Annotated in this window: 20 protein-coding genes; 1 reads left to right on the top strand and 19 read right to left on the bottom strand. The window is 39.8% G+C overall.

Features of this window, described 5'->3' with window-relative positions; all coding sequences use genetic code 11:
- Positions 1-8: 8 nt before the first annotated feature.
- Positions 9-1,958, top strand: coding sequence for a T9SS type A sorting domain-containing protein (locus SanaruYs_RS16080; protein ID WP_127123618.1), 1,950 nt, complete (start codon positions 9-11; stop codon positions 1,956-1,958).
- Here the strand turns inward: SanaruYs_RS16080 and SanaruYs_RS16075 are convergent, their stop codons facing one another.
- From SanaruYs_RS16075 to SanaruYs_RS15985, 19 genes are all read right to left on the bottom strand, one after another.
- Entirely contained in the window at positions 1,959-3,092 is a 1,134-nt protein-coding gene (locus SanaruYs_RS16075) for a site-2 protease family protein (RefSeq protein WP_127123617.1), read from the bottom strand.
- Positions 3,061-3,690, bottom strand: coding sequence for an HAD family hydrolase (locus SanaruYs_RS16070; protein ID WP_127123616.1), 630 nt, complete (start codon positions 3,688-3,690; stop codon positions 3,061-3,063). Before SanaruYs_RS16070 ends, SanaruYs_RS16075 begins: the two co-directional genes overlap by 32 nt.
- 24 nt (positions 3,691-3,714) lie before the next feature.
- Positions 3,715-7,317: a sensor histidine kinase gene (locus SanaruYs_RS16065; protein WP_127123615.1), complete on the bottom strand. Its 3,603-nt coding sequence runs from the start codon at positions 7,315-7,317 to the stop codon at positions 3,715-3,717.
- A 29-nt stretch (positions 7,318-7,346) separates the two neighbouring features.
- Complete coding sequence (locus tag SanaruYs_RS16060) at positions 7,347-7,658, bottom strand: DUF983 domain-containing protein (RefSeq protein WP_160118693.1); 312 nt, start codon at positions 7,656-7,658, stop codon at positions 7,347-7,349.
- A 25-nt stretch (positions 7,659-7,683) separates the two neighbouring features.
- Positions 7,684-7,938, bottom strand: coding sequence for a CAMCR motif-containing small membrane protein (locus tag SanaruYs_RS16055; RefSeq protein WP_127123613.1), 255 nt, complete (start codon positions 7,936-7,938; stop codon positions 7,684-7,686).
- 10 nt (positions 7,939-7,948) lie between these two features.
- Positions 7,949-8,461, bottom strand: coding sequence for a DUF420 domain-containing protein (locus SanaruYs_RS16050; protein ID WP_127123612.1), 513 nt, complete (start codon positions 8,459-8,461; stop codon positions 7,949-7,951).
- Between the two features lie 4 nt (positions 8,462-8,465).
- A complete protein-coding gene (locus SanaruYs_RS16045; RefSeq protein WP_127123611.1) occupies positions 8,466-9,011 on the bottom strand; it encodes a hypothetical protein in 546 nt (181 codons plus the stop codon).
- Positions 9,012-9,083: 72 nt separating this feature from the next.
- Positions 9,084-9,434 (bottom strand): cytochrome C oxidase subunit IV family protein, encoded by a 351-nt coding sequence (locus tag SanaruYs_RS16040; protein ID WP_306307941.1) that lies wholly within the window; start codon positions 9,432-9,434, stop codon positions 9,084-9,086.
- 22 nt (positions 9,435-9,456) lie between these two features.
- Positions 9,457-10,194 (bottom strand): cytochrome c oxidase subunit 3, encoded by a 738-nt coding sequence (locus SanaruYs_RS16035; RefSeq protein ID WP_127123610.1) that lies wholly within the window; start codon positions 10,192-10,194, stop codon positions 9,457-9,459.
- Between the two features lie 17 nt (positions 10,195-10,211).
- The gene (locus SanaruYs_RS16030; RefSeq protein ID WP_127123609.1) at positions 10,212-10,793 is read right to left on the bottom strand and encodes a cytochrome c oxidase subunit 3; all 582 of its coding nucleotides are present in this window, start codon (positions 10,791-10,793) and stop codon (positions 10,212-10,214) included.
- A gap of 75 nt (positions 10,794-10,868) precedes the next feature.
- Positions 10,869-11,759 (bottom strand): heme o synthase, encoded by an 891-nt coding sequence (gene cyoE / locus SanaruYs_RS16025; RefSeq protein ID WP_127123608.1) that lies wholly within the window; start codon positions 11,757-11,759, stop codon positions 10,869-10,871.
- Positions 11,737-12,777, bottom strand: a complete 1,041-nt coding sequence (locus tag SanaruYs_RS16020) for a COX15/CtaA family protein (protein WP_127123607.1) — start codon at positions 12,775-12,777, stop codon at positions 11,737-11,739. Before SanaruYs_RS16020 ends, cyoE begins: the two co-directional genes overlap by 23 nt.
- A gap of 64 nt (positions 12,778-12,841) precedes the next feature.
- Positions 12,842-14,725 carry a cytochrome c oxidase subunit I gene (locus SanaruYs_RS16015; protein WP_127123606.1) on the bottom strand — a complete coding sequence of 628 codons (1,884 nt, stop codon included), beginning with the start codon at positions 14,723-14,725 and terminating at the stop codon, positions 12,842-12,844.
- 13 nt (positions 14,726-14,738) lie between these two features.
- Positions 14,739-15,830, bottom strand: a complete 1,092-nt coding sequence (locus SanaruYs_RS16010) for a cytochrome c oxidase subunit II (RefSeq protein ID WP_127123605.1) — start codon at positions 15,828-15,830, stop codon at positions 14,739-14,741.
- Between the two features lie 12 nt (positions 15,831-15,842).
- Positions 15,843-17,195 carry a quinol:cytochrome C oxidoreductase gene (locus SanaruYs_RS16005; protein WP_127123604.1) on the bottom strand — a complete coding sequence of 451 codons (1,353 nt, stop codon included), beginning with the start codon at positions 17,193-17,195 and terminating at the stop codon, positions 15,843-15,845.
- Between the two features lie 30 nt (positions 17,196-17,225).
- Complete coding sequence (locus tag SanaruYs_RS16000) at positions 17,226-17,861, bottom strand: c-type cytochrome (RefSeq protein ID WP_127123603.1); 636 nt, start codon at positions 17,859-17,861, stop codon at positions 17,226-17,228.
- Positions 17,862-17,877: 16 nt separating this feature from the next.
- On the bottom strand, positions 17,878-18,408 hold the full coding sequence (locus SanaruYs_RS15995) for a DUF3341 domain-containing protein (protein ID WP_127123602.1): 531 nt from the start codon (positions 18,406-18,408) through the stop codon (positions 17,878-17,880).
- 9 nt (positions 18,409-18,417) lie between these two features.
- Entirely contained in the window at positions 18,418-19,824 is a 1,407-nt protein-coding gene (gene nrfD / locus SanaruYs_RS15990) for an NrfD/PsrC family molybdoenzyme membrane anchor subunit (protein ID WP_127123601.1), read from the bottom strand.
- Positions 19,825-19,860: 36 nt separating this feature from the next.
- Complete coding sequence (locus tag SanaruYs_RS15985) at positions 19,861-22,959, bottom strand: TAT-variant-translocated molybdopterin oxidoreductase (RefSeq protein ID WP_127123600.1); 3,099 nt, start codon at positions 22,957-22,959, stop codon at positions 19,861-19,863.
- Positions 22,960-22,976 lie beyond the last annotated feature (17 nt).

Here is a 22,976-nt window from a genome sequence, read left to right as displayed (position 1 = left end):
AAATTTTGATGTCGCGCATTAAGCCATGTTCTACGCTTCCCACCTTCTGGTCTGGCCCAAGGCTTAGAATAATGCACACTTTGCCAATAGCACTACTCATTCTTTCTGTTTTCTCGCATAACTATGCATCGGCACAGTTTAATATCTATCCACATGCGCATAAAACAAGTGGTGCAGATATTCAAAATACCAGAACCCAGGATTTAGGTCCAATGAAGCTTCCCTTTTGGGATGACTTCTCTTTTGCAGGAAGCAGTCGCGATACACTCTGGGCACAAAAAGAAGATGTGATAATACTAGATGGTTTTGCCATTCGACCACCCACACAAGGCGCTGCCATTATGGATGGAACAAGAGCGAATGGTTCTCCTTTTGAAACTGATCTGACCACTAATAGTATTACGGATGTTTTAGTCTCACGTAAAATTATGTTAGCTGAAGTGCCCGTTGCTAACAGAGCAAGTGTGTACCTCAGTTTTCAGTATCAGTGGAAAGCTAATGGTGAGGCGCCTGATCCAAGCGATTTTTTACAAGTTGATTTTATGAATGATCAGGGAGAGTGGATTACGCAGGATTTCATCCGCGTAACTGAAGATCCTGATCCTACTATTTTCTTAGACTACATTAAGCAAGTCAGTAGCGAAGTTTACTTTCATAACGATTTTCAGTTTCGCATCTCAAGGTTTGGTAGAAGTTCCGGCCCTTTCGACACCTGGGCTATTGATTACGTTTATTTAAATCAAAATCGCTTTGCAACAGACTTTTCATTTCCCGATAGGGCAATAGGTGCGGGTCATACTTCATTATTTGGAAAATACTTTGGAGTACCACAACAACACCTTTACGGCAACGAAATAATTAATGCCCCTTCGTTTTTATTAACAACACAAAAAAATGAAGGCACTCCGCTTGATCAGTTTACTTACCTTAACACCAAAAATTATTTCGGAGAAACATTTACAGAACATGATGCAACACTCGATTCACCCGCAGGCCTTTTCATTTCTGCTTTTGGAAAAATTGAGACTCCGATTGAAAATCTGCCAGATCTTGCCAACACCACTTTTTTTGACAGGCAAGCAGATTCAACTACAGTTACGCTAAAGACAATTTTAACATCAAGCGACAATATTTCTATTTATACAATCCCAGAGGAGGACAATGCTGACTATGACGATCTCATTTATGCACCAATCGATTTTCGTGTAAATGATACTCTTCAAACAAGTTATAACATCAGCGATTATTATGCATACGATGATGGTATTGCAGAATATTCACTTGGACTTGCACAAACCGGCAATGAAGCAGCCTTTGGTTTTACTAAGCTTGGATCAGAAGCCGATACACTTACAGGTGTATATATTTACTTTCCGCAGTTAACAGGGCAACTTAGCACTATTGTTGACCTGCTTATTTTTGCAGATAATGCAGGAAGCCCCGGAACACTTATTGGTGAAGAAGTTATTTCAATAAGAAGGCCCGGTCTCAACATCTTTCATAAAATAGCATTACGAAATGCAGTACTTGTACCACAAAATTTTTATGTAGGTTGGCGCCAACCAGCAAATGGTTTGTTAAGTATTGGTTTAGATAAAGGCGTTGACAATAGTGATAAATTGTTTGATAATGCCAATGGAGGCTGGAAACCAGCATCAAATATTTTTGGCACTCCAATGATCAGACCCATCTTTGGTAAGGGAGAAATTACTACTGCCCTACCTGAGTACACTAACAGTCTTGAGCTTTACCCAAATCCTGTTACCAATACTTTCTTCATCAATCGTATTGCAAATGTTTTATCCATTTACAATATCAACGGTCAGGAAATAAATTTCACAACAAATCACACGTTTGAAGGCACACAAGTAACATTAACACAGAGCACTCAAGGCCTCGCATTAGTGAAGCTGAAAGTGGGCAATGAGATTATTGTAAGAAAAATAGTGATTCAATAATTACAGAGGTGCTGGTGTAAAAGACAGTACAAAGATTATTAAAGCAACCCAGCCTAATATTTTTCTGTTTAGGTCTAAAGGAATTTCAATCAGACAAGGTGGATGGTCTATCCCTAAGAATCTTCCAATTACAAAAGCAAAAAGCATCCAGCCTGAATAACCCTCTAGCGTTGGAAAAAACCAAGAGGTGGAAAACTGAATTGTAAATAAAATACTCACATACATGAATGTATCTCTTGTGCTTAAACGAAGTCCTTTCATTGCGAAATAAAGGAAACCTAAATACAATGGAATATTAATGAGCAGACCATCAATAGGATCAGTTGGTTTTAATAAACCCATCCCTGAATAGGCGAGTAGAATTAAGAAAACGATTGTTGCAATTTGTTTATGTCGCTTGTAGCCAACCAACCCATAAAGTACGTGTCCGCCATCTAGCTGACCAATAGGCAATAAATTAAGACTTGTAAATACAAGTGCAAGAAAGCCAGCGAATAGAAATGGATAATGCATTAATTCATGCGGATTCGGCATGCGCTCAGGATCTGCTATAAACTTTTCGAAAAACATGAACAACAGATTTTTACCAACAACAATATCAATCACCTCTTCATTGCCTGTATAAACATAATCAGCATAATTATCACCATACGCTTCATATTCCGGGTGAATCTGAAAAATATATTCCTTAGCAGGAAGATTGGTAAAACCATAAAACAGAATACCCAAGGCTAAAATAAATCCAGCTAAAGGACCAGCCAAACCAATATCAAAATTCTGAATGTTTGAATAGACACGTTGCCTCAAACGGATAATAGCACCCATCGTTCCTATCGATAGCGGGAAGGGTGGTAAAGGAATGTAATACGGAAGCGAACTCTTTACACCATGATACCGTGCCGTAAAATAATGACCGAATTCATGCACGGTGAGTATACTTAAAAATGAAAGAGAGAATGGGAGTCCGCTTACAAAATCATTCCATCCAAATCCCTCCATATAAACTGACCGTCCGTAGCTCCATTCTGCCCCTGCCAAAGTGGTGGTTACGAAAGTAGCGAGGAATAAAAGTACTTGTCCTGCAATGCGTACTGCCTCTCTGTTAGTATTTATCCAATTCTTTAAAAAGTTCATCTGCATTAGTTACGTGATGAATATGCAAACCCGCCTGGGCTGCACCTGTTAAATTAATACTCGAATCGTCTAAGAAAATTGTTTCAGCCGGATTAAGACGCTGCTCTCTTACTACGTACTCAAAAATAGTTGGATCTGGCTTTCTCAAACCCATCTCATGAGAATAGTAATCCTTTTCAAAGTACTGTTCAAAATTTTCGGATCCACTAACTTCCCTCAAAATTTTGTTGAATGCTTTAAGATGAATCGCATTGGTATTACTCAACAAAAAAGTTTTATAATTAGTTTTTAACCTCAATAAAGTTTGCAAACGTTGTGGTGGAATATCCAACAGCATAGCGTTCCATGCTTGATCCAGTATATTATCAGTTACGTTAATTGCCAAACTAATTCTCAAAAAACTTCTAAAATCCTCATCCGATAAATGGCCGGTTTCGTACAAGCTGAATTCTTGCTTACTCCGTGCCATCTCTTCTACCTCGGTAATTGGCAAACCTGAGATTTCGCTAAAGGCCTGGTAAGTCTTTCCTGGAGAAAGGTTGATAATAACACCACCCAGATCGAAAATAATACTATTAATATTTGAGATAATCGGCATATAGAATTATTGAAAAGCTTAGTGTCAGGCAATAGGTAATAAAATAACAAATGTTGAACCTTGCCCAATTACCGAAGTAAACGAAATAGAGCCACCCATTTGCTCTACTGCCTGTCTGGCAATAGCCAGGCCAAGACCTGACCCTGTCTCTTTGGTGGTAAAATGCGGTATAAATATCTTATCCAGCTTTTCATCTTCAATACCTTTTCCATTATCAATAAACTGGATTTTATAAAAAGCATTTTCAATCCCGGTTTCTACGGTCAATTTAATTTCTCTATCCTCTGCTTTGGCCTGTATGGCATTGAGGATAAGGTTTGAAAAAACAGATAGCAAAATTACAGGATCTGCTTTTGCCAACATTTGCTCATCCTTGTTTTTATGTATGATCTCAATCTCGTGTTTATAAAGCTCCATAGATTGGGCTATCAGTTTTTGGATATTCACCTCACCTACTACTGCCGTTGGCATTTTAGCAAAAGAGCTAAAAGAGCTGGCAATTGTATTCAGTAATTCAACTTGTTCTAACAATGAGTTAACTGATCCGGAAATTTTTTCTGAATTCAAATCCTGTTGCAATAGGCTTCTGCTCATCCTTTGTAGTGTCAACTTCATTGGTGTAAGCGGGTTTTTAATCTCATGGGCAACCTGCTGTGCAATTTCACGCCACGCCTGTTCGCGTTGCATGCGTTCTAGCTCTAGCTTACTCTCTGATAGATTACGCAGCATATCGTTGTATGAGTTCACCATTAAACCAATTTCGTCATTCGACTTCCAGTTAATGGGTTCGTTTGAGTGCTCCAAGCTTGTTCGTTGTAATGTATTGGTAATAAACTCAATTGGAAAAGTTAACCATCGTGAAATAAGGAAGGAGAAAAGCAGTAATAGTAAAAAAACGATACCAAAGATTACCAGTATTTCCGATAAGGCCTCAATCTGCACCGACTCAATAGAGGCTGCGGATTGATAATACGGTATGGCCAACAATGATTGACCTGCACCCAGACTAGCGTAGGCAATAAAATATGACAGGTTTCCGATCTTATCTTCCAACACAAATATTTTTTCACCATTACGTACTTTTTGCATCGCCAACGGATGCGCTATTGGTGCCATCAACTGATTATCGAAGACAGAATTTTGGCTGGTGACTTGCAAAGCGCCATCGCTGCTATACAACGTTAGCTCCGCATTTGCCAGCCTGGCCAATTCAGTTACATATTCCTGATTAGTTATTGATCCGCTTAAAGAATCCTTTCGATTAGTAAAATCCTCTAATTGCTCAGCAATAAACCCAGCCCTGTTTAGGTATGTATTGTTTAATTGGCTTTGTGAAGATTCGTTCAACATGCGTAGCGTAATAATGCTAACTACCAGTAAGGGAACAAAAAATGAAAGTGTAATAAAAAGCTGAATCCTTGCTGCATAAAAAACTTGCTTTCTCTTTATCAAATTACTTATGCCTAACCATAAAACAAGTAGCAGTATCAAAAATAAACCCAGAATCAAGTAGAATGATACGTTAGCCAGAAATCCTTTGTAGGTCATTAATTTGGAAGACACCACAATAACCACATTATCCGTACCTTCCACAGCATAATGTTGGTATCCATTGCTGACCACACCTGTAGTATAGAGCTCAGGTTCACCAAGCATTTTCTTATCAAAATCTCTCTCATAATTAAAGTCACCTGCACTTGCCTGAACTCTATTCATAGCAAAACTGGCATAAGTAAGATCATTTGGTTTCAATGATTCTCTAAAACGATTATCAACCAACAACTCAGGGTAAGCATTTTGAGGTAAAATACGTTTCAACGATAACTCAATTAAAATGTAACCACTCACAAATACACCTCTATCGATTTTAATTACCAATACATACTGTTGCGCTACGTCTTTACCCTTATTACTTAGTCGATACAAACCTTCATATTCGGTTCTACTTGCATTTAAATCCAATGATTTAATAATGTCAGAAAAAGAAGCTGAAGAATATCCGGTAAGATTATCGCCTGCCGAATTAAATAACTGTATGTTGATGTCGTACTTATTAAAGTAACTAGAGAAATAAACCTGCCTGATTTTTTGTTGAATAGGAAGCTTACTTAAAAAAGGGCTTACTAAACGTGTTTGAATAAAAACATCTTGTTTTATCTTAGGTGTTAAATCATTCAGCAAAAATTCACCAAAACTGTCTCTATCAACTAAATAACTCTCTGCAAAACGCACTTGATTTTCAATGTGCTGTTCTTTATCAAGATAATAAAGTCGAACAGCTACGTTTATAACTAAACCAAAAAGAACCAGAAAGAAATAACCGAAAGTTTTATACTGAATTCTCTCAAGGCTTCGAGAGAACTTCACATACTGAATAATTAATATGACTGACCAAGTAATAATAATGGTAGCCATATAAGGCTGCTCTTCCCAATAATTAACAAAACCAAAAAGGAAAGTACCCATCATTAGTATTCTATGGGCATGTTTTCCACTTGCACCAGTTAAAAAGTTTATCGCGATATGATTCAACAGAAATGCTGTTGTCCATGTTAAGAGAATGGCCACCAACGATAAAATTCTGATTAAAGAAGTATCTAAGGAGGAAGTGATTGCAAATTCAATACTTGAATTGTGCATAATTGTTTGCAATGTCTGCACAGGGTAATGCCAAATGCTAAACAACAAAAATGATGCAACTACCAGCAACAGCAGGCGAAGAGGCGACAATTCCTTGTACTTAAATCCGGCACCTTCTTTTTGCCAATACCTGAAAATGATAATTGCAACAAATAAAATAGTTAATACATTTAAAAGCAGATCGCCTAAAGAAGGATTGAGTGTAGAAGAAGCAAAACGTTGCGGTGAAAAGATTTCGGAACTACTAAAGGCTCTTGGGAAATTTAATTGTAATAAAACAATGCGCGTAAAAATTAAAGCTGTTGCACTCAGGATACTGGCTCTACCCAGTGATTGTGTTCGGTAAAGCCACGAAAATAATCCAATCGAAAAACCAATAATGGCAAAAAATATTAAAGAGACTGCCCAAAGATTACCATTTACATTTACCGCTACATCCGATTGTAAAAAGCTTAATCTAAAAAGAATGTTACCTTTATAACTTACTGGTATTCCCAAATTAGAAAACGGTTCTAGTATATTTACTTTGGCACTTGGCAGAATCTCCGTATTCCAGACGTTAGTGAGAAAATCATTTTGTATTGGAAAATCTCTTGTCAACACAATTAATGACATTAGTTGCCGGCCTTCCCCTATTGGCTCTTGATATAATAGAAAATTTCCGCGAGCTATTTTAACTAGTTGTACAGACTGTTTATCAGATAACAAACTAACAGGGGGCACAACGGCATTGTCTGTCCAGCAAATCAGTGTTTTGTTTTTATAAATAAAGAAAGGAAAACGATGCTTTGGGTAGAAGTTGCAGGTTGAATCAGTGTTTCGAAAAGCAACCGCTTCTTTTTCAACAATTGCTAATTGCTGCTCAACATTCTTGTTAATAACCTCCGTTAAAGAAACGCTCTCAATAGGCTGACGGTAGCTGTATAGCAGATAGATACCTGCAGCTAGCGAGAGTAAAGAAACCAGAAGTATTACTCGGTTTTTCAATGCATCAGATTTCCCTTAAATTAAGAAAACTAATCGGTTTTTGGGCTGTATTGAATGCCCCCAAACATATATAGGTAGAGCACCCTTGAATAACGATAGTTTACAGGTATTAATAATACCATTATGGCCGACACAATAATTACTGGTAGCCACATCGATTGAATATCCAATACAAAAACTAATATAAATACAAACGCTGTTACCGCCACACTTAAGGCATAACCAACATACATTGCACCCTGATAAAAACCCGGCTCTGGCTCTAGCCTTTCATTACATACCGGACAAGCCTTGTGCATCACATTAAACTTGGCAATGTTAGTCAGTGAGTGTACAAACATATCACCCTGACGGCATTTCGGACATTTAGCGTGCAATAGCGCGCTCACCAAGCTTACTTGCATTCTTTCTACTGGATTTGTACCAAAAATAACCTAATACCATAATGGCCAGATAAGGCATGATCAATAAATAAAGTATGCCTATGTTTAATCCAGCTGCAATACCAGGATCTCCATTGCTCACGTTATTTTCAAGTTGCGTTCTGCACATGGCACACTGCGCCACTATTTCAGAGGCAGACGAAACCAACAATAAGATAAGTGCGACTAACTTTTTCATATTACTTACATTAAGCGTAATAAGGACTGATCATTAAATAAACAACAACACCCGTTACGGCCACATACAACCAAATCGGAAAAGTAATGCGGGCGAGTTTTTTATGCCTGTCAAACTCTTCATTAAAAGCCCTGGCATATGTAAACAACACCAACGGAACAACTCCGATAGAAAGTATAATGTGCGTTACTAATATGAAATAATAAACATATCGGATTACCCCTTCACCACCAAAACCAGTTGGATTGCTCGTCATGTGGTAAGCCACATACATAACCAAAAACAATAGAGATAATGCTATACAAGTTCTCATGAAAAATTCATGAAGTGTACGTTTTCCGTTTTTAATTGACCACAATGCAGCTACTAACAATACTGCGGTCAGCGCATTGATGCTTGCGTAAATAGGTGGTAAAAATGAGAAATCATATCCATCAATCTTTACCCGGAATAAAACAGCTACAACTACAGGTATAACTATAGAAACAACTGTAATTAAACGATTCACTAACTGCTTACTCATAGAACTAATACTTCTTTAAAATAATGGTTAATTCAACCGCTAATCTGTCTAATTCTTCCCGATCAGCCAGATCATAGTAACCACGAATACGTCTTTGCTTATCTAGTAATACAGCATTCTTACCTTTTTCCATAATCAGCATACACTCCATTAGCTGATCAAGTGTTACCACATCTTTCACTAACACTGGCAATGCATGTTGTTTCAATACCTCACTCGAGTCTGAAGTCAATACATAAGCACTTAACTCATCAGTGGCCAACTTCTCGCCCATTCTTCTGCTTACCTCCCCTGTCATTTCCGTTTCTGCATCGAAAATGTAGAGTGTAAGACTATCGTTCTCATTCCAGCTGATGTCAATTAAAACATTTTGTGGAACAGCATAGGGCGTTTGATATTGCGGTCCGCATTCGCTGGATACTTCAATAACACCTTGCTGATAAAAGGGTTCCACTGCGAACTCGTTTTTGCCCATTGTCTTAAGAAAAATAAAAATACTGATGGGGAGTACAAATGCCAATGATAGAATAATGAGTTGTTTGATCTTCATAAGAGAATAACAGGGTATCAATAAAAAAGGCTCAGGATAATCCCAAGCCTTTTCAATTTCGGTATGGAACTATTATAATTTTCCGTCTGCCATTGCAACGCCTTCATAAATGAAAGCCACCAACATCCAAACGATAAAAATAATAGGAACCAATATTGACCAAAGTAAAAACTTGGCTTCATAACGCAAGTGCATAAACTCACCCACAATGTAAGCAGCCTTTACAATTGTCATGGTGATGAAAATCCAAACACGTAAATCTTTGTATTCATGTGGAATAGTGAAAGCCACAATAAATTCAAGTACAGTGATTACAAGCAAGATCAACGCAGTCATCCAAAGCTTCTTGATCTTTGCTGTATCTGGAGGCAATACTGTTATTTGAGGTTCTGTGTGGTGGTGAGCCATATCGTTAAATTTCAAATTTTAAATTTAATATTTCAAATTATACTAGGTAGAAGAAGGTAAATACGAATACCCACACTAAGTCTACAAAGTGCCAGTACAAACCTACTTTCTCAACCATTTCATAATGGCCTCTTCTGTCGTACACACCCATCACGGTGTTATAGTACACCAGGAAATTTAGGCAAACACCACTGAATACGTGGAAGCCATGAAAACCTGTAATGAAGAAGAAGAAAGCGGCAAAATCTGGCGGACCATATTGGTTAAGCGCGAGGTTAGCACCAAAGAAGGTAGTACCATCTCTTAATACCCCCCCTGCTTCAGTTCCGTGAATGAAGTGGCTCCACTCCCAAGCTTGACAGCCAAGGAAAGTAAGACCACCCAGGATTGTCCAAAGCATCCATTTTTCAACAGCCACTCTGTCCATACGATGACCAGCTTCAACAGCCAATACCATTGTTACAGAGCTCATGATCAAAATGAAAGTCATGATACCTACGAACACCAACGGTAACTCCATGCCATGCAGGAAAGGCACTGCTTCAAAAACTTTTTCTGGCACAGGCCAGTACGTCTGTGAAAAAGAAAATGCATTTACCGCTCCTTCATAAGCTGCATGCGAAGAACGCACAAGGCCGTAAGTAATTAGTAGCGCTGAAAATGTAAAAGCATCTGACAGAAGGAAAAACCACATCATCAGTTTGCCATAACTGGCATTCATCGGGGATGAACCGCCATCCCAAGAGGCTGTGGCTGTTGCAGAAGTACTTGCCATGGTTAAAGGTTTAAAGTCTATCGGTTAAATAACAGAAATAAGAACAAATATAGCCAAAGTGCATCCAAAAAATGCCAAAAAGTGTTGCACATTTCTATCAAATTAAGGTTTTTTGAATGTACCTGAAAACGAAAAGTAGCCACCAGGGTAATCAGTAGGAAAACAACGCCCCCCACTATGTGCAAACCGTGCATACCTGAAAGTACGTAAACAAATGACGCTGAAGGGTTTCCACCTGTGAAATAAACATTATTCGCAACCAACTCATTCCAACCCATTAACTGCGTAACCAAAAAGGCTATACCTAAGATAGTCGTAATACTCATGCCTACTTTCACCATTTCCAAGTTGTCCTTTTTTGCTGAAAGAAAGGCCCAATGCATAGTAACACTGCTTAATAAAATCAATACAGAACTCACCCAAAACATAGGTGGCAGCTCAAATAGCTGCCAATTACCTTCCGCCTGTCTTACAATGTAAGCACTGGTAAGGGAGGCAAAAATCATACAAACACTCACAATGAATAACCACAAAGCAAACTTCTTGGGGTTCATCGACAATGGCTTCTTAGCCTCTTCTACAATCTTCAACTCCGACATATTCTTCTATTATTTCAAATTCCAAATCTCAAATTCCACATTCAAAATCTTGAATTTTAAATATGAAATTTTGAATTAATTTATCTTATCCATCAAATACGCTATTTGTACTATTGGCAAATACAAAAACGAACCGAACATAATGCGCAAAGCCGCATTCCTGTCACCTTCTTTCAATAGATAAAAAGTTTGTGCTAAAAACAACACACCACAAACGGTTGCCACTATTGCAGAATTAATACCGGTTATACCAAACTTGGCTGGCAATAATCCCAACGGAATGAGAAATAGCGTGTAAATAACAATCTGGATAGCCGTATTAAAATCACGCTGACCGCCAGAAGGCAACAGCTTAAAACCTGCTTTTTTATAATCGTCATCTGCCACCCAGGCAATAGCCCAAAAATGCGGAAACTGCCAGATAAATTGTATACCAAAAATAATCAAGGCTTCATGCGAAATACTGCCCGTTGCGGCTGTCCATCCCAACAGTGGTGGCAGTGCGCCTGGTATAGCGCCTACAAAAACAGCAATGGGGCCAACTCTTTTTAAAGGTGTATAAATGAAGCTATACAACACCATCGATAAAATGGATAGAGAAGTTGTGAGCAGGTTTGTAGTGAGGTAAAGCACAACAACACCGATCAGGAAGCAAACAACAGAAAAATAGAGCGCTTCATTTACCGATAGTCGTCCCGTTGGCAAGGGTCTGTTTTGGGTTCTGGTCATTAACTTGTCCAGGTCTTTTTCTATAATCTGGTTTACAGTTACCGAAGCGCCTGAAAGCATAAAACCACCAAAAAATACCCACATTAAATTGATCCAATTTAACTGTGGAGAAGCCAATACATAACCAAAGGCACAAGAGAATGCGACCAGTGCAGATAACCTGAACTTAAGCAACTCGAAGTATGCCTTTACCTTCATACCGATTAATGATGAACTATGTACTTCTTGCACTAACATGTTGATTAATTAACATCTCTCCCCTTCCACTGTTCAGTTGTAACGCCAATAAAAATTGCAGACCAACTGTAATCGATGCAACCGTTAAATGTACTGGTTGTAAAAAAGCAGGAATATCAAAATAAGCCATTCCAACGCCAGATAAAATTGTGGCCAAAATTAACACAGCCAATGAGTATGGTAAAATTTTTGAGCCCTCACTTTTCAGTAATTTCCAAAGTAATACTACATGGGCAATTACTATCAACCACGAGAATGTACGGTGTATTACAAATGATGCCCAGGAGGCCTCAATCCACGAAGATCTGGGCAGTAATGATGAGGCTGCAACATCAATTGCTTCGCGCACCTGTGTACCCAACACAATTTGCATTACTAACAAAGTCATACAAAGCACTAATAAAGACAGGCCATAAGGTACTTTTCTTATTTGTTTGTCTTTTGTGCTTTCAAAATAGAGATAAACTAACAAGGCAACGATTACCAAAGCCAGTAACATATGCACGGTTACTGTCCAGGGTGTTAAATTGGTGGATACCACAAAAGAGCCAATCCATCCCTGAATGCCTACAAGAAAGAATGTTGCAAAACCAATAATGGTAATTTTCTTGTCCCAACTCCAAAACCTGATAGAAGCCACAAATACGGCAAAAATCAGCAAGCCAATAATTACACCTATAACACGGTTAATATACTCTACCCAGGTTTTAGTAACATTAAAATCTGCCTCTTGCAAAATTGATTTGTCGTTAAGGATTTTTATAGCAGTCTCTTCCATGCCTAGCTTTTTCAAATAATTAGCAAAGCGTACATTCTTCTTTTCACGATGAGCTGCGTAAACTTCTTTATAATTTTCGGGAAGTTGCTCAACTGTAATTGGTGGTACCCACGAGCCAAAACACTTAGGCCAATCAGGGCAACCCATACCAGAGCCTGTACTCCGTACAATTCCCCCAACCATTATCAGGAGATAGACTGCAATAAGTGTAAGAAGTGTAAGTTTTCTAAAAAACCTCATGGCTATAAAAAATCAAGGTTCAACGTTTAACGCTGAACCTCGAATTTTGATTTCATTTATAGAACTAATGTTTATCAGGACTAATTGAACCGTCCGAAGACTCAAGCTTTATCTGCTCGTTTTCTCCAGGCAGGTTAGACTCAGGTGTTTCAGAGAACGGAATGTGTTGAGGAATATAATCATCCTTAGCACCTGGCTTGCTGTAATCATATGGCCAACGATATACGTTAGGAATAGCGCCAGGCCAATTACCATGTCCAACATTTACAGGCGTTGTCCACTCTAATGTGTTTGATTTCCAAGGGTTAGCACTTGCCACACGACCTCTGAAAATGCTATAGAAGAAGTTGAACAAGAAGATGAATTGAGCCGCCAATGTTGCAACAGCCGCAATACTAACCAACATGTTCAAATCTGCGAAGCCACTGAAAGTTTCAAAGTTTGTCCATGAGTAGTAACGTCTTGGGAATCCTGCAATACCAATGTAATGCATAGGGAAGAACACCAGATACACACCAATGAATGTAATCCAGAAGTGGATCTGACCTAAGCGTTCGTCCATCATACGACCAAACATTTTAGGGAACCAGTGGTACACACCAGCCATCATACCGAAGAAAGAAGCACTACCCATTACTAAGTGGAAGTGAGCTACTACGAAATAAGTATCGTGTAATTGAATGTCAAGTGCAGAGTTACCAAGGAATACACCTGTAATACCACCCGTTAAGAAGAAGGAAACCAAACCGATTGAAAATAACATACCAGGAGTAAAGCGGATGTTACCTTGCCATAGTGTGGTTACATAGTTAAAGATCTTCACAGCAGATGGGACTGCTATAATTAATGTGAGTAACATAAATATGGATCCTAAGAAAGGATTCATACCCGTTACGAACATGTGGTGAGCCCATACAATAAAGGATAGGATACCAATGAATAACATTGAACCAATCATGGCCTTGTAACCGAAGATAGGCTTACGGGCATTGGTTGCAATAATTTCAGATGAAAGACCTAAGGCAGGAAGCAATACAATGTACACTTCAGGGTGACCTAAGAACCAGAATAAGTGCTGGAATAAAATAGGGCTACCACCAACGTTTGGCAATGCTTCACCAGCAATATAAATGTCAGACAAGAAGAAACTTGTTCCAAAACTACGGTCGAAAATCAATAACAATGCGGCAGAGAACAACACAGGGAATGATAACAAACCGATGATGGCTGTAAAGAAGAATGCCCATATGGTTAATGGCATGCGTGTAAAAGACATACCTTTTGTACGCATGTTAATTACTGTTGTGATGTAGTTGATACCTCCCAACAATGAACTGACAATAAACAATGCCATGGATACTAACCACAAAGTCATACCCATACCAGAACCTTTAATGGCCTGAGGAAGGGCACTTAATGGAGGATATATTACCCATCCACCACCGGCAGGACCATCTTGTAGGAAAAGCGATGTAAACATGATCACACTGGATACAAAGAAGAACCAGTATGAAAGCATATTCATGAAACCAGATGCCATATCACGGGCACCGATTTGCAATGGAATAAGGAAGTTAGAGAAAGTACCACTTAAGCCTGCAGTTAACACGAAGAATACCATGATGGTACCGTGCATTGTAACCAAGGCTAAATAAAATTCAGGATCAAGTTTACCTTCAGGTGTAATCCAACCACCAAGAACTGGTTTTAACCAATCCAGGTTCATATCGGGGAAACCTAATTGAAGGCGGAAGATTACAGATAAAGTACCGCCCAATAGCGCCCAGAATATACCAGTAATTAGAAACTGCTTAGCAATTACTTTATGGTCTTCGCTGAATATATACTTTGTCCAGAAATTGCCTTCATGGTGTTCGTGATCGTGGTCGTGGCCATGATCATCATGTCCGTGAACAGCACTATGTACGTGAATGTCTGTTGTTGCCATGTTCCTATCTATCTTAATTCACACTTATTGCCTGATTAACACTTTGCGCAGAGGTGCTTAATGACTCTACGGGAATACCTGCACTAATCATGGCTGCTTCACGCAAACCAGCAGGTACTTTTTCCAGGTAAGTAGGGTTTTGTTTCAACCATGCTTCCTGAGTTTTTTTCCATTCTTCAAATTCATCTTGTGTATGCACCACAACGGCCATTTTCATTGAGAAATGACCACGACCACAAACTTCAGTACAAGCCATTTCATAGTTGAAATTTGGATTGCCTGTTTCTTCTCTCATTTGGGCTGTAGTTTTAGTAGCCGTAAACTTGAAATTAGTAGGCATACCTGGCACTGCATCCATCTTAACTCGGAAGTGAGGTAAGAAAACGCTATGCAGAACATCCTTAGCTCTGATTTTTAGTAATATCTCTTTGCCCGCAGGAATATGCAGCTCTAACGATTTAAAATCATCAAAAGAGTTTTTATCGCTTAGATCTAAACCAAATTCATTTCCATAATTGTCAATGAGTCTGTAGTTAACAGTACCCAATTGATTGTCCTTAATGCCAGGGTAACGAGCAGTCCATGCAAATTGCTGACCCACCAATTCTACAACCTCAGCTTCAGCAGAGGCAGGGGAAGTAATCTCATTCCAAGATTTTAATCCTGTAAATATTAATAATGATAGTACTACAGCAGGTATAATTGTCCAGGCTAATTCCAGGTAATGATTGTCAGGATAGAACTTCGCTTTTCTATTCTCATCATATTTATACTGATATGTAAATACGAACATGATAATAGTAATGATAACGAAAGCCGCCACAACCACTGCCATCGATACCCAGAATAACATGTCTGTTTCTGCACCGTGGATAGAAGCTACCGGAAGCGTGTACTCATCAAAATGAGCCCATGAATACCAGAAGAAAGCGACTAAGCCTCCAATCATAAATAACATGAAAAGGTTACCATGAACACCATTGCTGCTGCTTACTCTGTCTGGATCCTTCCCCTTCGCAATACCAACTAATCTGCTTACCCTGAAAATCAGGTAGAAGATGGTTAGCACCAGTACTACCCCAATCCCAATTATCAAACTCATCATAAACGTATACTATTAAATATGGTGATGTAAACTTTCCTGTAACATAGGGTGGTTCTTTCCGATCAGCGGAAGCTTGGTTAAGCCATTCAACACAACCAGTAAGAAAGCACCTAAGAATACCATGAACAAACCTATTTCTAAGAAGCCGATAGCTCCTTCGTATTTCATTACGCCAGGTGTAATCATGTTATAAAAATCAAACCAATGTCCAATCATAATTATTGGAGTCACCACTCTTAGCATAGAGATTTGTCTCTTTGCGTCTCTTGTCATTAATAACAAGAATGGTAACACAAAGTTTAGGAGCAAGTTGGTATAAAATATCCAGCTATAAGGACTGGTACGCATACGCTCAATGAAGTAAACTGTTTCTTCAGGAATGTTGGCATAGTAGATCAACATGAACTGGCTGAACCAGATGTATGTCCAGAAGATAGAAAAAGCAAAACAGAATTTACCTAAGTCATGTAAATGGTTGGCGTTAACAACTTTCAGATAACCAGCATTTTTCAGGCTGGCTACTGCGAAGGCTAAGAAAGCCAGACCAGTTACCCACCAGCTGGCAAATACATACCAACCGAACATGGTGCTGAACCAGTGTGCATCAATACTCATTACCCAATCCCAGGCTGCTACTGATGAGCTTACTGCAAAGAATACAAGGAACCATGCAGAGATGCTTCTTGATTTATACCAATGCTGTGTATTTGAGTCAAGGTCTTCGGCTACCATTCTCTTTTTGATAGCCAAAAAGAACATGTACCACATACCAAAGAACAATACCATTCTAATTACATAAAAGAGCGGGAAAGAACCTGCATGTAAAGGCCAGAAGAAATAAGGTGCTTTATTCGTTAAAATCTTGTCAGCAGTTTCGCCTTCATATACATCGTGGTGTGTCCAATGGAAAAGATCACCTTTTACCAAAAACCACAATACTAAAGTGAGTATACCTGCAATAGGAATCCAACGACCCATGGCCATAGCCACACGTTGCATACCTGATGACCAGCCTGCTTGCGCAGCATATTGAATACATACAAAGAATAAACCTATGATGCCTAATCCTACGAAGTAGATATTATTCATCCAAAGTGAAGTGTATAAACGTTTTAACCAGGTAGGACTTCCGTGGTGTTCTTCTCCTGCAGCAGGTTCAGCCGAAGCTTCTGCACTGGCTACTAAAGAAGTTGATATTTCGGAAGAGGCATGACCTTCACTGTGACCAGCGTGACCGCTGTTCATGGCCATGATAAGACCGAGTACAAACAAAACTAAGCCCACCCCAATAAGGATGAATAGTTTGCGTTTCGTTTCTGGCTTAAAAACGTACTGCTCGGCTTCTACTGCTATGTGATGACCCATTGTCTATTGAGTTGATCGGTTATTCAAAAATTACTTTTGCAATACTTTTACATACTTGGCAATCATCCAGCGCTCTTCGGCACTCATTTGAGAACCGTGCGCCCACATCAGGCCTTTGCCATTTGTGATTACGTGGAAGATGTGACCTTCTGTAATATTTTTGTAAGCATCACCTTTTAGGTTGGCAACACCTGCGTATTTCTCAGATACTTTACCATCGCCTTCACCTTTGGCGCCATGGCAATGCTGGCAATACGTTTGATACAATACTTTACCTTGTGCTATTACCTGAGCACTTGAGTCTACAGGATTCTTTAAGCGTTTGGCAGCAAGCTCAAGACTGTCCTTAGGAATTCGATAAGGCAACCAGCCATTTTTATTTCTGGGTACAGTATTAGCCGGAGGCGTTCTCATGTTCATGAAAACTCCCATGGTCGATACGTTGAGTGTATTGCTGTTAAAAAATTCGGCATGTCCGTCTTCATACTCTATAGAAGTTAACCAACGACCTGCACCTGGATCTGTGATCTGGCTATAAGGTTCGTAGGCTACTGAGTGGTACATGTTAGGTGCGTATTCCGTTCCTTGGTTGTTACCGCCAGCGCTACACGCTGCCAATACAACTGAAGCACCTAAACACACGATTACACTTTTTACGATGTTCATATCAGTATCTAAACGGTTATTCAAAATTCTTATCGTTCGCTTCAGAAGCACCTGCTTCTTTCAAAATGCGCTTAATATCATCTATGCTCTTACCCGCATTCAAGGCAAGGTCAATAGCCATTACATGTTTATCATCAGTACTGCGTAAGTCAAACTGACGTGGCCATTTGTATGGTTTCATATCGCTTACAACCATGAAAGTTGCCACCATACCTAAGGCAGCTAATAATACTGTTAATTCGAAAGTAACTGGAATAAATGGAGGCAGAGAAGCGAAATTCTTTCCACCAATAATCATTGGCCAGTCGTAGCCAAGCATCCAGATTTGCATTGTTAAGGCAAGTCCTGTACCCGTCATACCAAAAAGGAAAGCGGCCATAGGCAAACGGCTTCTTTTGTAGCCCAGTGCTTCATCTAAACCATGCACAGGGAAAGGAGAATATACTTCGTGAATTTTCACTCCGTTACCTCTCACCTTCTCTACACCTTCGAGTAGGACGTCCTCATTATCAAAAATGCCTACTACAAAATTCTTATTTGCATCCATGCTATCTGATTATGCGTGTTGTTTTTCTGTTACTTTTTTGTCTGCACTAACATTTTCAGAGTTGTGCCTAACAATGCTTTTCACTTCAGCCATGTTGATTACCGGGAAGAACTTGGCAAACAATAAGAAGGCTGTAAAGAATAATCCGAAAGTGAAAAGATATTCACCAATATCATACATCGTAGGATGGAACATAGTCCAGCTTGATGGAATGTAATCTCTGTGAAGTGAAGTAACGATAATTACAAAGCGTTCGAACCACATACCGATGTTCACAACAATTGATAATACAAATGTGGCTACCAAGCTTGTTCTTATTTTTTTGAACCAGAAAAGTTGAGGAGAGATCACGTTACAAGTCATCATTGACCAGTAAGCCCATGCGTAAGGACCTTGTACACGGTTGAAGAAAGCATAACCTTCATATTCAACACCTGAATACCAAGAGATGAATAACTCTGTGATATAAGCCACACCTACGATAGAACCTGTTACGATAATAACGATATTCATCAACTCGATGTGATAAATAGTGATGTAGTCTTCCAGCTTAAATACTTTACGCGTAATTAAAAGCAGCGTCAATACCATGGCAAAACCAGAGAAGATCGCACCCGCAACGAAGTAAGGCGGGAAGATCGTAGTATGCCATCCTGGTATGATTGAAGTAGCAAAGTCGAATGATACGATCGTGTGAACTGACAATACAAGTGGTGTAGATAAACCTGCAAGAATCAAAGCAACAGATTCGTAACGCATCCATGTTTTAGCACCGCCTTCCCAGCCGAAGCTAAGGGCGTTGTAAACGGCTGCGCGTACTTTGTTACCTGCTACCTGAGCGCGGTCGCGAATTACTGCGAAGTCAGGAATTAAACCGATGTACCAGAATACTAATGATACTGTGAAGTAAGTCGAGATCGCGAACACATCCCATAAGAGAGGCGAGTTGAAGTTAACCCAAAGTGATCCGAATGTATTTGGAAGTGGAAGTGCCCAGTAGAAACCTAACCAAAGGCGACCCATGTGAATAAGCGGGAATGTAGCCGCACAAATAACGGCAAAGATTGTCATCGCTTCTGCAGCGCGGTTGATTGACATCCTCCACTTTTGACGGAATAATAAAAGAATTGCCGAGATCAACGTACCTGCGTGACCGATACCAACCCACCAAACGAAGTTAGTGATATCCCATGCCCAACCTACAGTTTTGTTCAAACCCCACAAACCTATACCGTTCCAAAGTACCATGAATACACAGTACAATCCATAACCAAAAACCGCTAAGGAAATGGCCATTGCCAAATACCATGATTTAGCCGGAGGGTTTTCTACATGCCTGGATATATCGTGAGAAACATCGTGTACTGTCTTACCACCGGTTACCAGCGGGTCGCGTACTCCTGAAACTACCTGCATATTTTGTTATCGTTAGTCGTTGTGTTATTCGTTTTCTTAAGCGTTTGCTGAATCCTTGTTTCTGATCTTGCTCAGGTAGAAGATGTTTGGTTTAACACCAATTTCTTCCAACACTGTGTAAGCACGCGGGTTATCTGCAATCTTGTCAATACTGTAAGGTCTGTCAGGATTTGCCGGACGTAACTTCAATAGTTTAGAGATTTTGCTTTCAGGGTTATTCATATCACCAAAAGTGATCGCACCTGTAGAGCAAGAAGTCTGACATGCAGTGGTTACTTCACCATCCTGCAATTCACGTCTCTCTCTCTTCGCAGTTAATTTACCTGCCTGAATCTTCTGAACGCAGAATGAACATTTCTCCATCACACCGCGTGAACGAACCGTTACATCAGGGTTCAACACCATTTTACCGATGTCTGAAGTTTGCGCAACGTTTGATTTCTCAAACTGCTTGTTATCGTGGTATTTAAACCAGTTGAAACGTCTTACTTTATATGGACAGTTGTTTGCGCAGTAACGTGTACCGATACAACGGTTGTACGTCATCTGGTTCAAGCCTTCTGTGCTGTGTGTTGTTGCTGCAACAGGACAAACTGTTTCGCAAGGTGCATTATTACAATGCTGACACAACATTGGCTGGAACACAACTTCAGGATTGTCTGAAGCTTCTTCCAAACCTTTCCAGTCTGTTACTTCTGCATCGCTGCTATAGTAGCGGTCGATACGTAACCAATGCATTTCTCTGCGGTTGATTACTTCTTCGCGACCAACAAGGGCTACGTTATTTTCTACGTTACAAGCCACAACGCAGGCGGCACAACCTGTACAAGTGTTCAGGTCAATGGCCATACCCCAATGGTGGTTCTTGTAATCGTGACCTTTCCACATGGAAAGTTCACCTGGCTTCACTTGGTGATCTTCATCTAACCAGGTAGCAACCTTAGGTGCAAATGATTTTGTTAAGATTTCAGGATTTTCCTTTACATCTATTGATTTAAACTCACGGATCACAGTCTGACGCGCCATATAAGTATGGTGTGTCTGTGTTTGAGCAATCTGATAATCTTCGCTTAGTAATTCAAACTTGGCCTCAGCAGCACTGAAGTTCAACGATCCGTTGGTCATCGTAACCATAGGATAAACGTTTTCTCCAATACCATCTGCTACTTTACCAGCCTTTGTGCGACCATAACCAATGGCAATGGCTAATACACCTTGTGCCAAACCTGGTTGAATCAACACTGGCAATTTTACAGTTTTACCATTAGCCGTTACGTTGGCATAACGGGTTTTGCTTTCAGGGTTAGTAATACCTGCTGCCGCTGCATCTTTTTGAGAAATCAATACATAATGATCCCAAACAGCTTTAGTGATAGGCTCAGGTAATTCCTGTAATAAAGGATTGTTTGCCTGAGAACCATTTCCTACTGTTCCATTTTCATAGATAGCCAGTTCGAAAGCGGCACCTGATTTATAGTTGGCTGCAATAGCACTTGCTGCTGCAGACACATTACCTGCAAAAGAAACTGACGCTGCATCAACTGGCATTTCAAGTACGCCATCGTACAAGCACTTATCCCAGAAGCTTTGGAAATTACCACCTTTAAAAAAACGGTTCTTCCAGTTATTTTTTACGAATTCAAAATAGTCAACATTGCTTTCACCAGCCCAAATCATGAAGCTTTCTTGCGCTGCACGTGTTTTGTAAATTGGTGTAATAGCAGGTTGTGCTAAGCTGAAATGATTTTTCTTAGGTTCAGCATCATTCCATGCTTCCAAATAATGATGATCAGGTGCTAAGAATGCTGTCATTGAAGCTGTTTCATCTTCTTTGTAAGAAGTTGATACGCTTAAGCTTACATTCTTTAAGGCTGCACCGATCTTATCACCCATTGGATGATCGTAAACTGGGTTACAGTTAAAGAAAATAACACCAGCTACTTTACCGCCTTCCACTTCGCTTACGAAGTTGGCCATGGCTGCATCGTCACCCTGACGGAAGTATACTGGCAGATGAGGAAGGATGGTAACACCATAGCTTCCTAACATGTTGTTAATTCCGTTTACTAAAACCTGAACAGCTTTATCATTAGAACCTGCAACTACTAAGGCTTTGCCTCTGTTTGCCCAAAGCTCTTGTGCTGCTTTTTTCAAATAATTTTTTTCAACACCACCGCTTACGGTTGCGCGACCTGCAAGACTTGCTATCTCATTATATAATGCAACTACTACAGCACCTTCTTCTGAAGGCTTAAGCTGTGAGCGGTAATCTGCGTTAGCACCCGTTACAGAAAGATTAGATTCGAATTGGAAGTGACGAGAGATGTCATTCTTACCTTCACCTGCATCGCGGGTAATGGCATATTGTTTTGTGTTTTCAATTGGCGATCCCCAAGCATTCAGGAAATCAGCCCCGATGCTAACTATCACTTTTGCTTTGCTGAAGTCGTAAGAAGGAATCATGGCTGTGCCAAATGATTCTTCGTTCGCTTTCGCAATACCGAAATGAGAGTTTTGATCGTATTGAATATGTTGTGTTGTAGGATACTTCGCTTTGAACTTGTCGATAGCCGCTTTAGTGCTAGGGCTCAACACAGTATTGCTCACAATTCTGATCTGACCACCAGCCGCGTTGATTTCAGTCAACTTAGCAATAACAGCCTTATCAAGATCTTCCCATGCAGTGTTTTTACCAGCTGACTTAGGTGCACGAAGACGATCGTTGTCGTAAAGAGAAAGCACTGATGCCTCCACTTGTGCGCTTGTTCCGCCTTTAGTTACGCTTGATAAAGCATTACCATCTACTTTAATAGGACGACCCTCGCGTGTTTTAACCACGATAGAGCAATAGTCACCACCATTAATATAGGTAGAAGCGTAGTAGTTGGCCACACTTGGATCTAAATCAACAGGTTTATTAACATAGGGAATTGCTTTACGGATAGGCGCTTCGCAGGCAGCCAAGGCTACAGCAGAGACACCAAAACCCATCATCTTCAGGAAGTCCCTGCGAGAGTGATCTAAGTTTTCTTCCGGAGGCGCTTCAGGAAATTCCTTGTGCGCATTTTGTACAAAATCAGGAGAGTTTGTTAACTGCTCCAGACCTTTCCAGTATACTTTCGTATTTTCCTTCATACGTTTATTATCGCGAT

Origin of the sequence: Chryseotalea sanaruensis (genome assembly GCF_003990915.1) — a bacterium.
Lineage (GTDB): Bacteria > Bacteroidota > Bacteroidia > Cytophagales > Cyclobacteriaceae > Chryseotalea > Chryseotalea sanaruensis.
Note: the sequence above shows the minus strand (reverse complement) of the source record. Positions and strands in the feature narration are given on the sequence as shown.

Bases quoted from the DNA above. Each gene is read 5' to 3' on its own strand.
- SanaruYs_RS16055 (WP_127123613.1), bottom strand. From the start codon at position 7,938: ATGAAAAAGTTAGTCGCACTTATCTTATTGTTGGTTTCGTCTGCCTCT.
- cyoE (WP_127123608.1), bottom strand. From the start codon at position 11,759: ATGTTAGTGCAAGAAGTACATAGTTCATCATTAATCGGTATGAAGGTA.
- SanaruYs_RS16060 (WP_160118693.1), bottom strand. From the start codon at position 7,658: ATGTTTGTACACTCACTGACTAACATTGCCAAGTTTAATGTGATGCAC.
- SanaruYs_RS16015 (WP_127123606.1), bottom strand. From the start codon at position 14,725: ATGGCAACAACAGACATTCACGTACATAGTGCTGTTCACGGACATGAT.
- SanaruYs_RS16005 (WP_127123604.1), bottom strand. From the start codon at position 17,195: ATGGGTCATCACATAGCAGTAGAAGCCGAGCAGTACGTTTTTAAGCCA.
- SanaruYs_RS16030 (WP_127123609.1), bottom strand. From the start codon at position 10,793: ATGTCGGAGTTGAAGATTGTAGAAGAGGCTAAGAAGCCATTGTCGATG.
- SanaruYs_RS15995 (WP_127123602.1), bottom strand. From the start codon at position 18,408: ATGGATGCAAATAAGAATTTTGTAGTAGGCATTTTTGATAATGAGGAC.
- SanaruYs_RS16075 (WP_127123617.1), bottom strand. From the start codon at position 3,092: ATGAACTTTTTAAAGAATTGGATAAATACTAACAGAGAGGCAGTACGC.
- SanaruYs_RS16020 (WP_127123607.1), bottom strand. From the start codon at position 12,777: ATGAGGTTTTTTAGAAAACTTACACTTCTTACACTTATTGCAGTCTAT.
- SanaruYs_RS16035 (WP_127123610.1), bottom strand. From the start codon at position 10,194: ATGGCAAGTACTTCTGCAACAGCCACAGCCTCTTGGGATGGCGGTTCA.
- nrfD (WP_127123601.1), bottom strand. From the start codon at position 19,824: ATGCAGGTAGTTTCAGGAGTACGCGACCCGCTGGTAACCGGTGGTAAG.
- SanaruYs_RS16050 (WP_127123612.1), bottom strand. From the start codon at position 8,461: ATGAGTAAGCAGTTAGTGAATCGTTTAATTACAGTTGTTTCTATAGTT.
- SanaruYs_RS16000 (WP_127123603.1), bottom strand. From the start codon at position 17,861: ATGAACATCGTAAAAAGTGTAATCGTGTGTTTAGGTGCTTCAGTTGTA.
- SanaruYs_RS15985 (WP_127123600.1), bottom strand. From the start codon at position 22,959: ATGAAGGAAAATACGAAAGTATACTGGAAAGGTCTGGAGCAGTTAACA.
- SanaruYs_RS16010 (WP_127123605.1), bottom strand. From the start codon at position 15,830: ATGATGAGTTTGATAATTGGGATTGGGGTAGTACTGGTGCTAACCATC.
- SanaruYs_RS16045 (WP_127123611.1), bottom strand. From the start codon at position 9,011: ATGAAGATCAAACAACTCATTATTCTATCATTGGCATTTGTACTCCCC.
- SanaruYs_RS16070 (WP_127123616.1), bottom strand. From the start codon at position 3,690: ATGCCGATTATCTCAAATATTAATAGTATTATTTTCGATCTGGGTGGT.
- SanaruYs_RS16080 (WP_127123618.1), top strand. From the start codon at position 9: ATGTCGCGCATTAAGCCATGTTCTACGCTTCCCACCTTCTGGTCTGGC.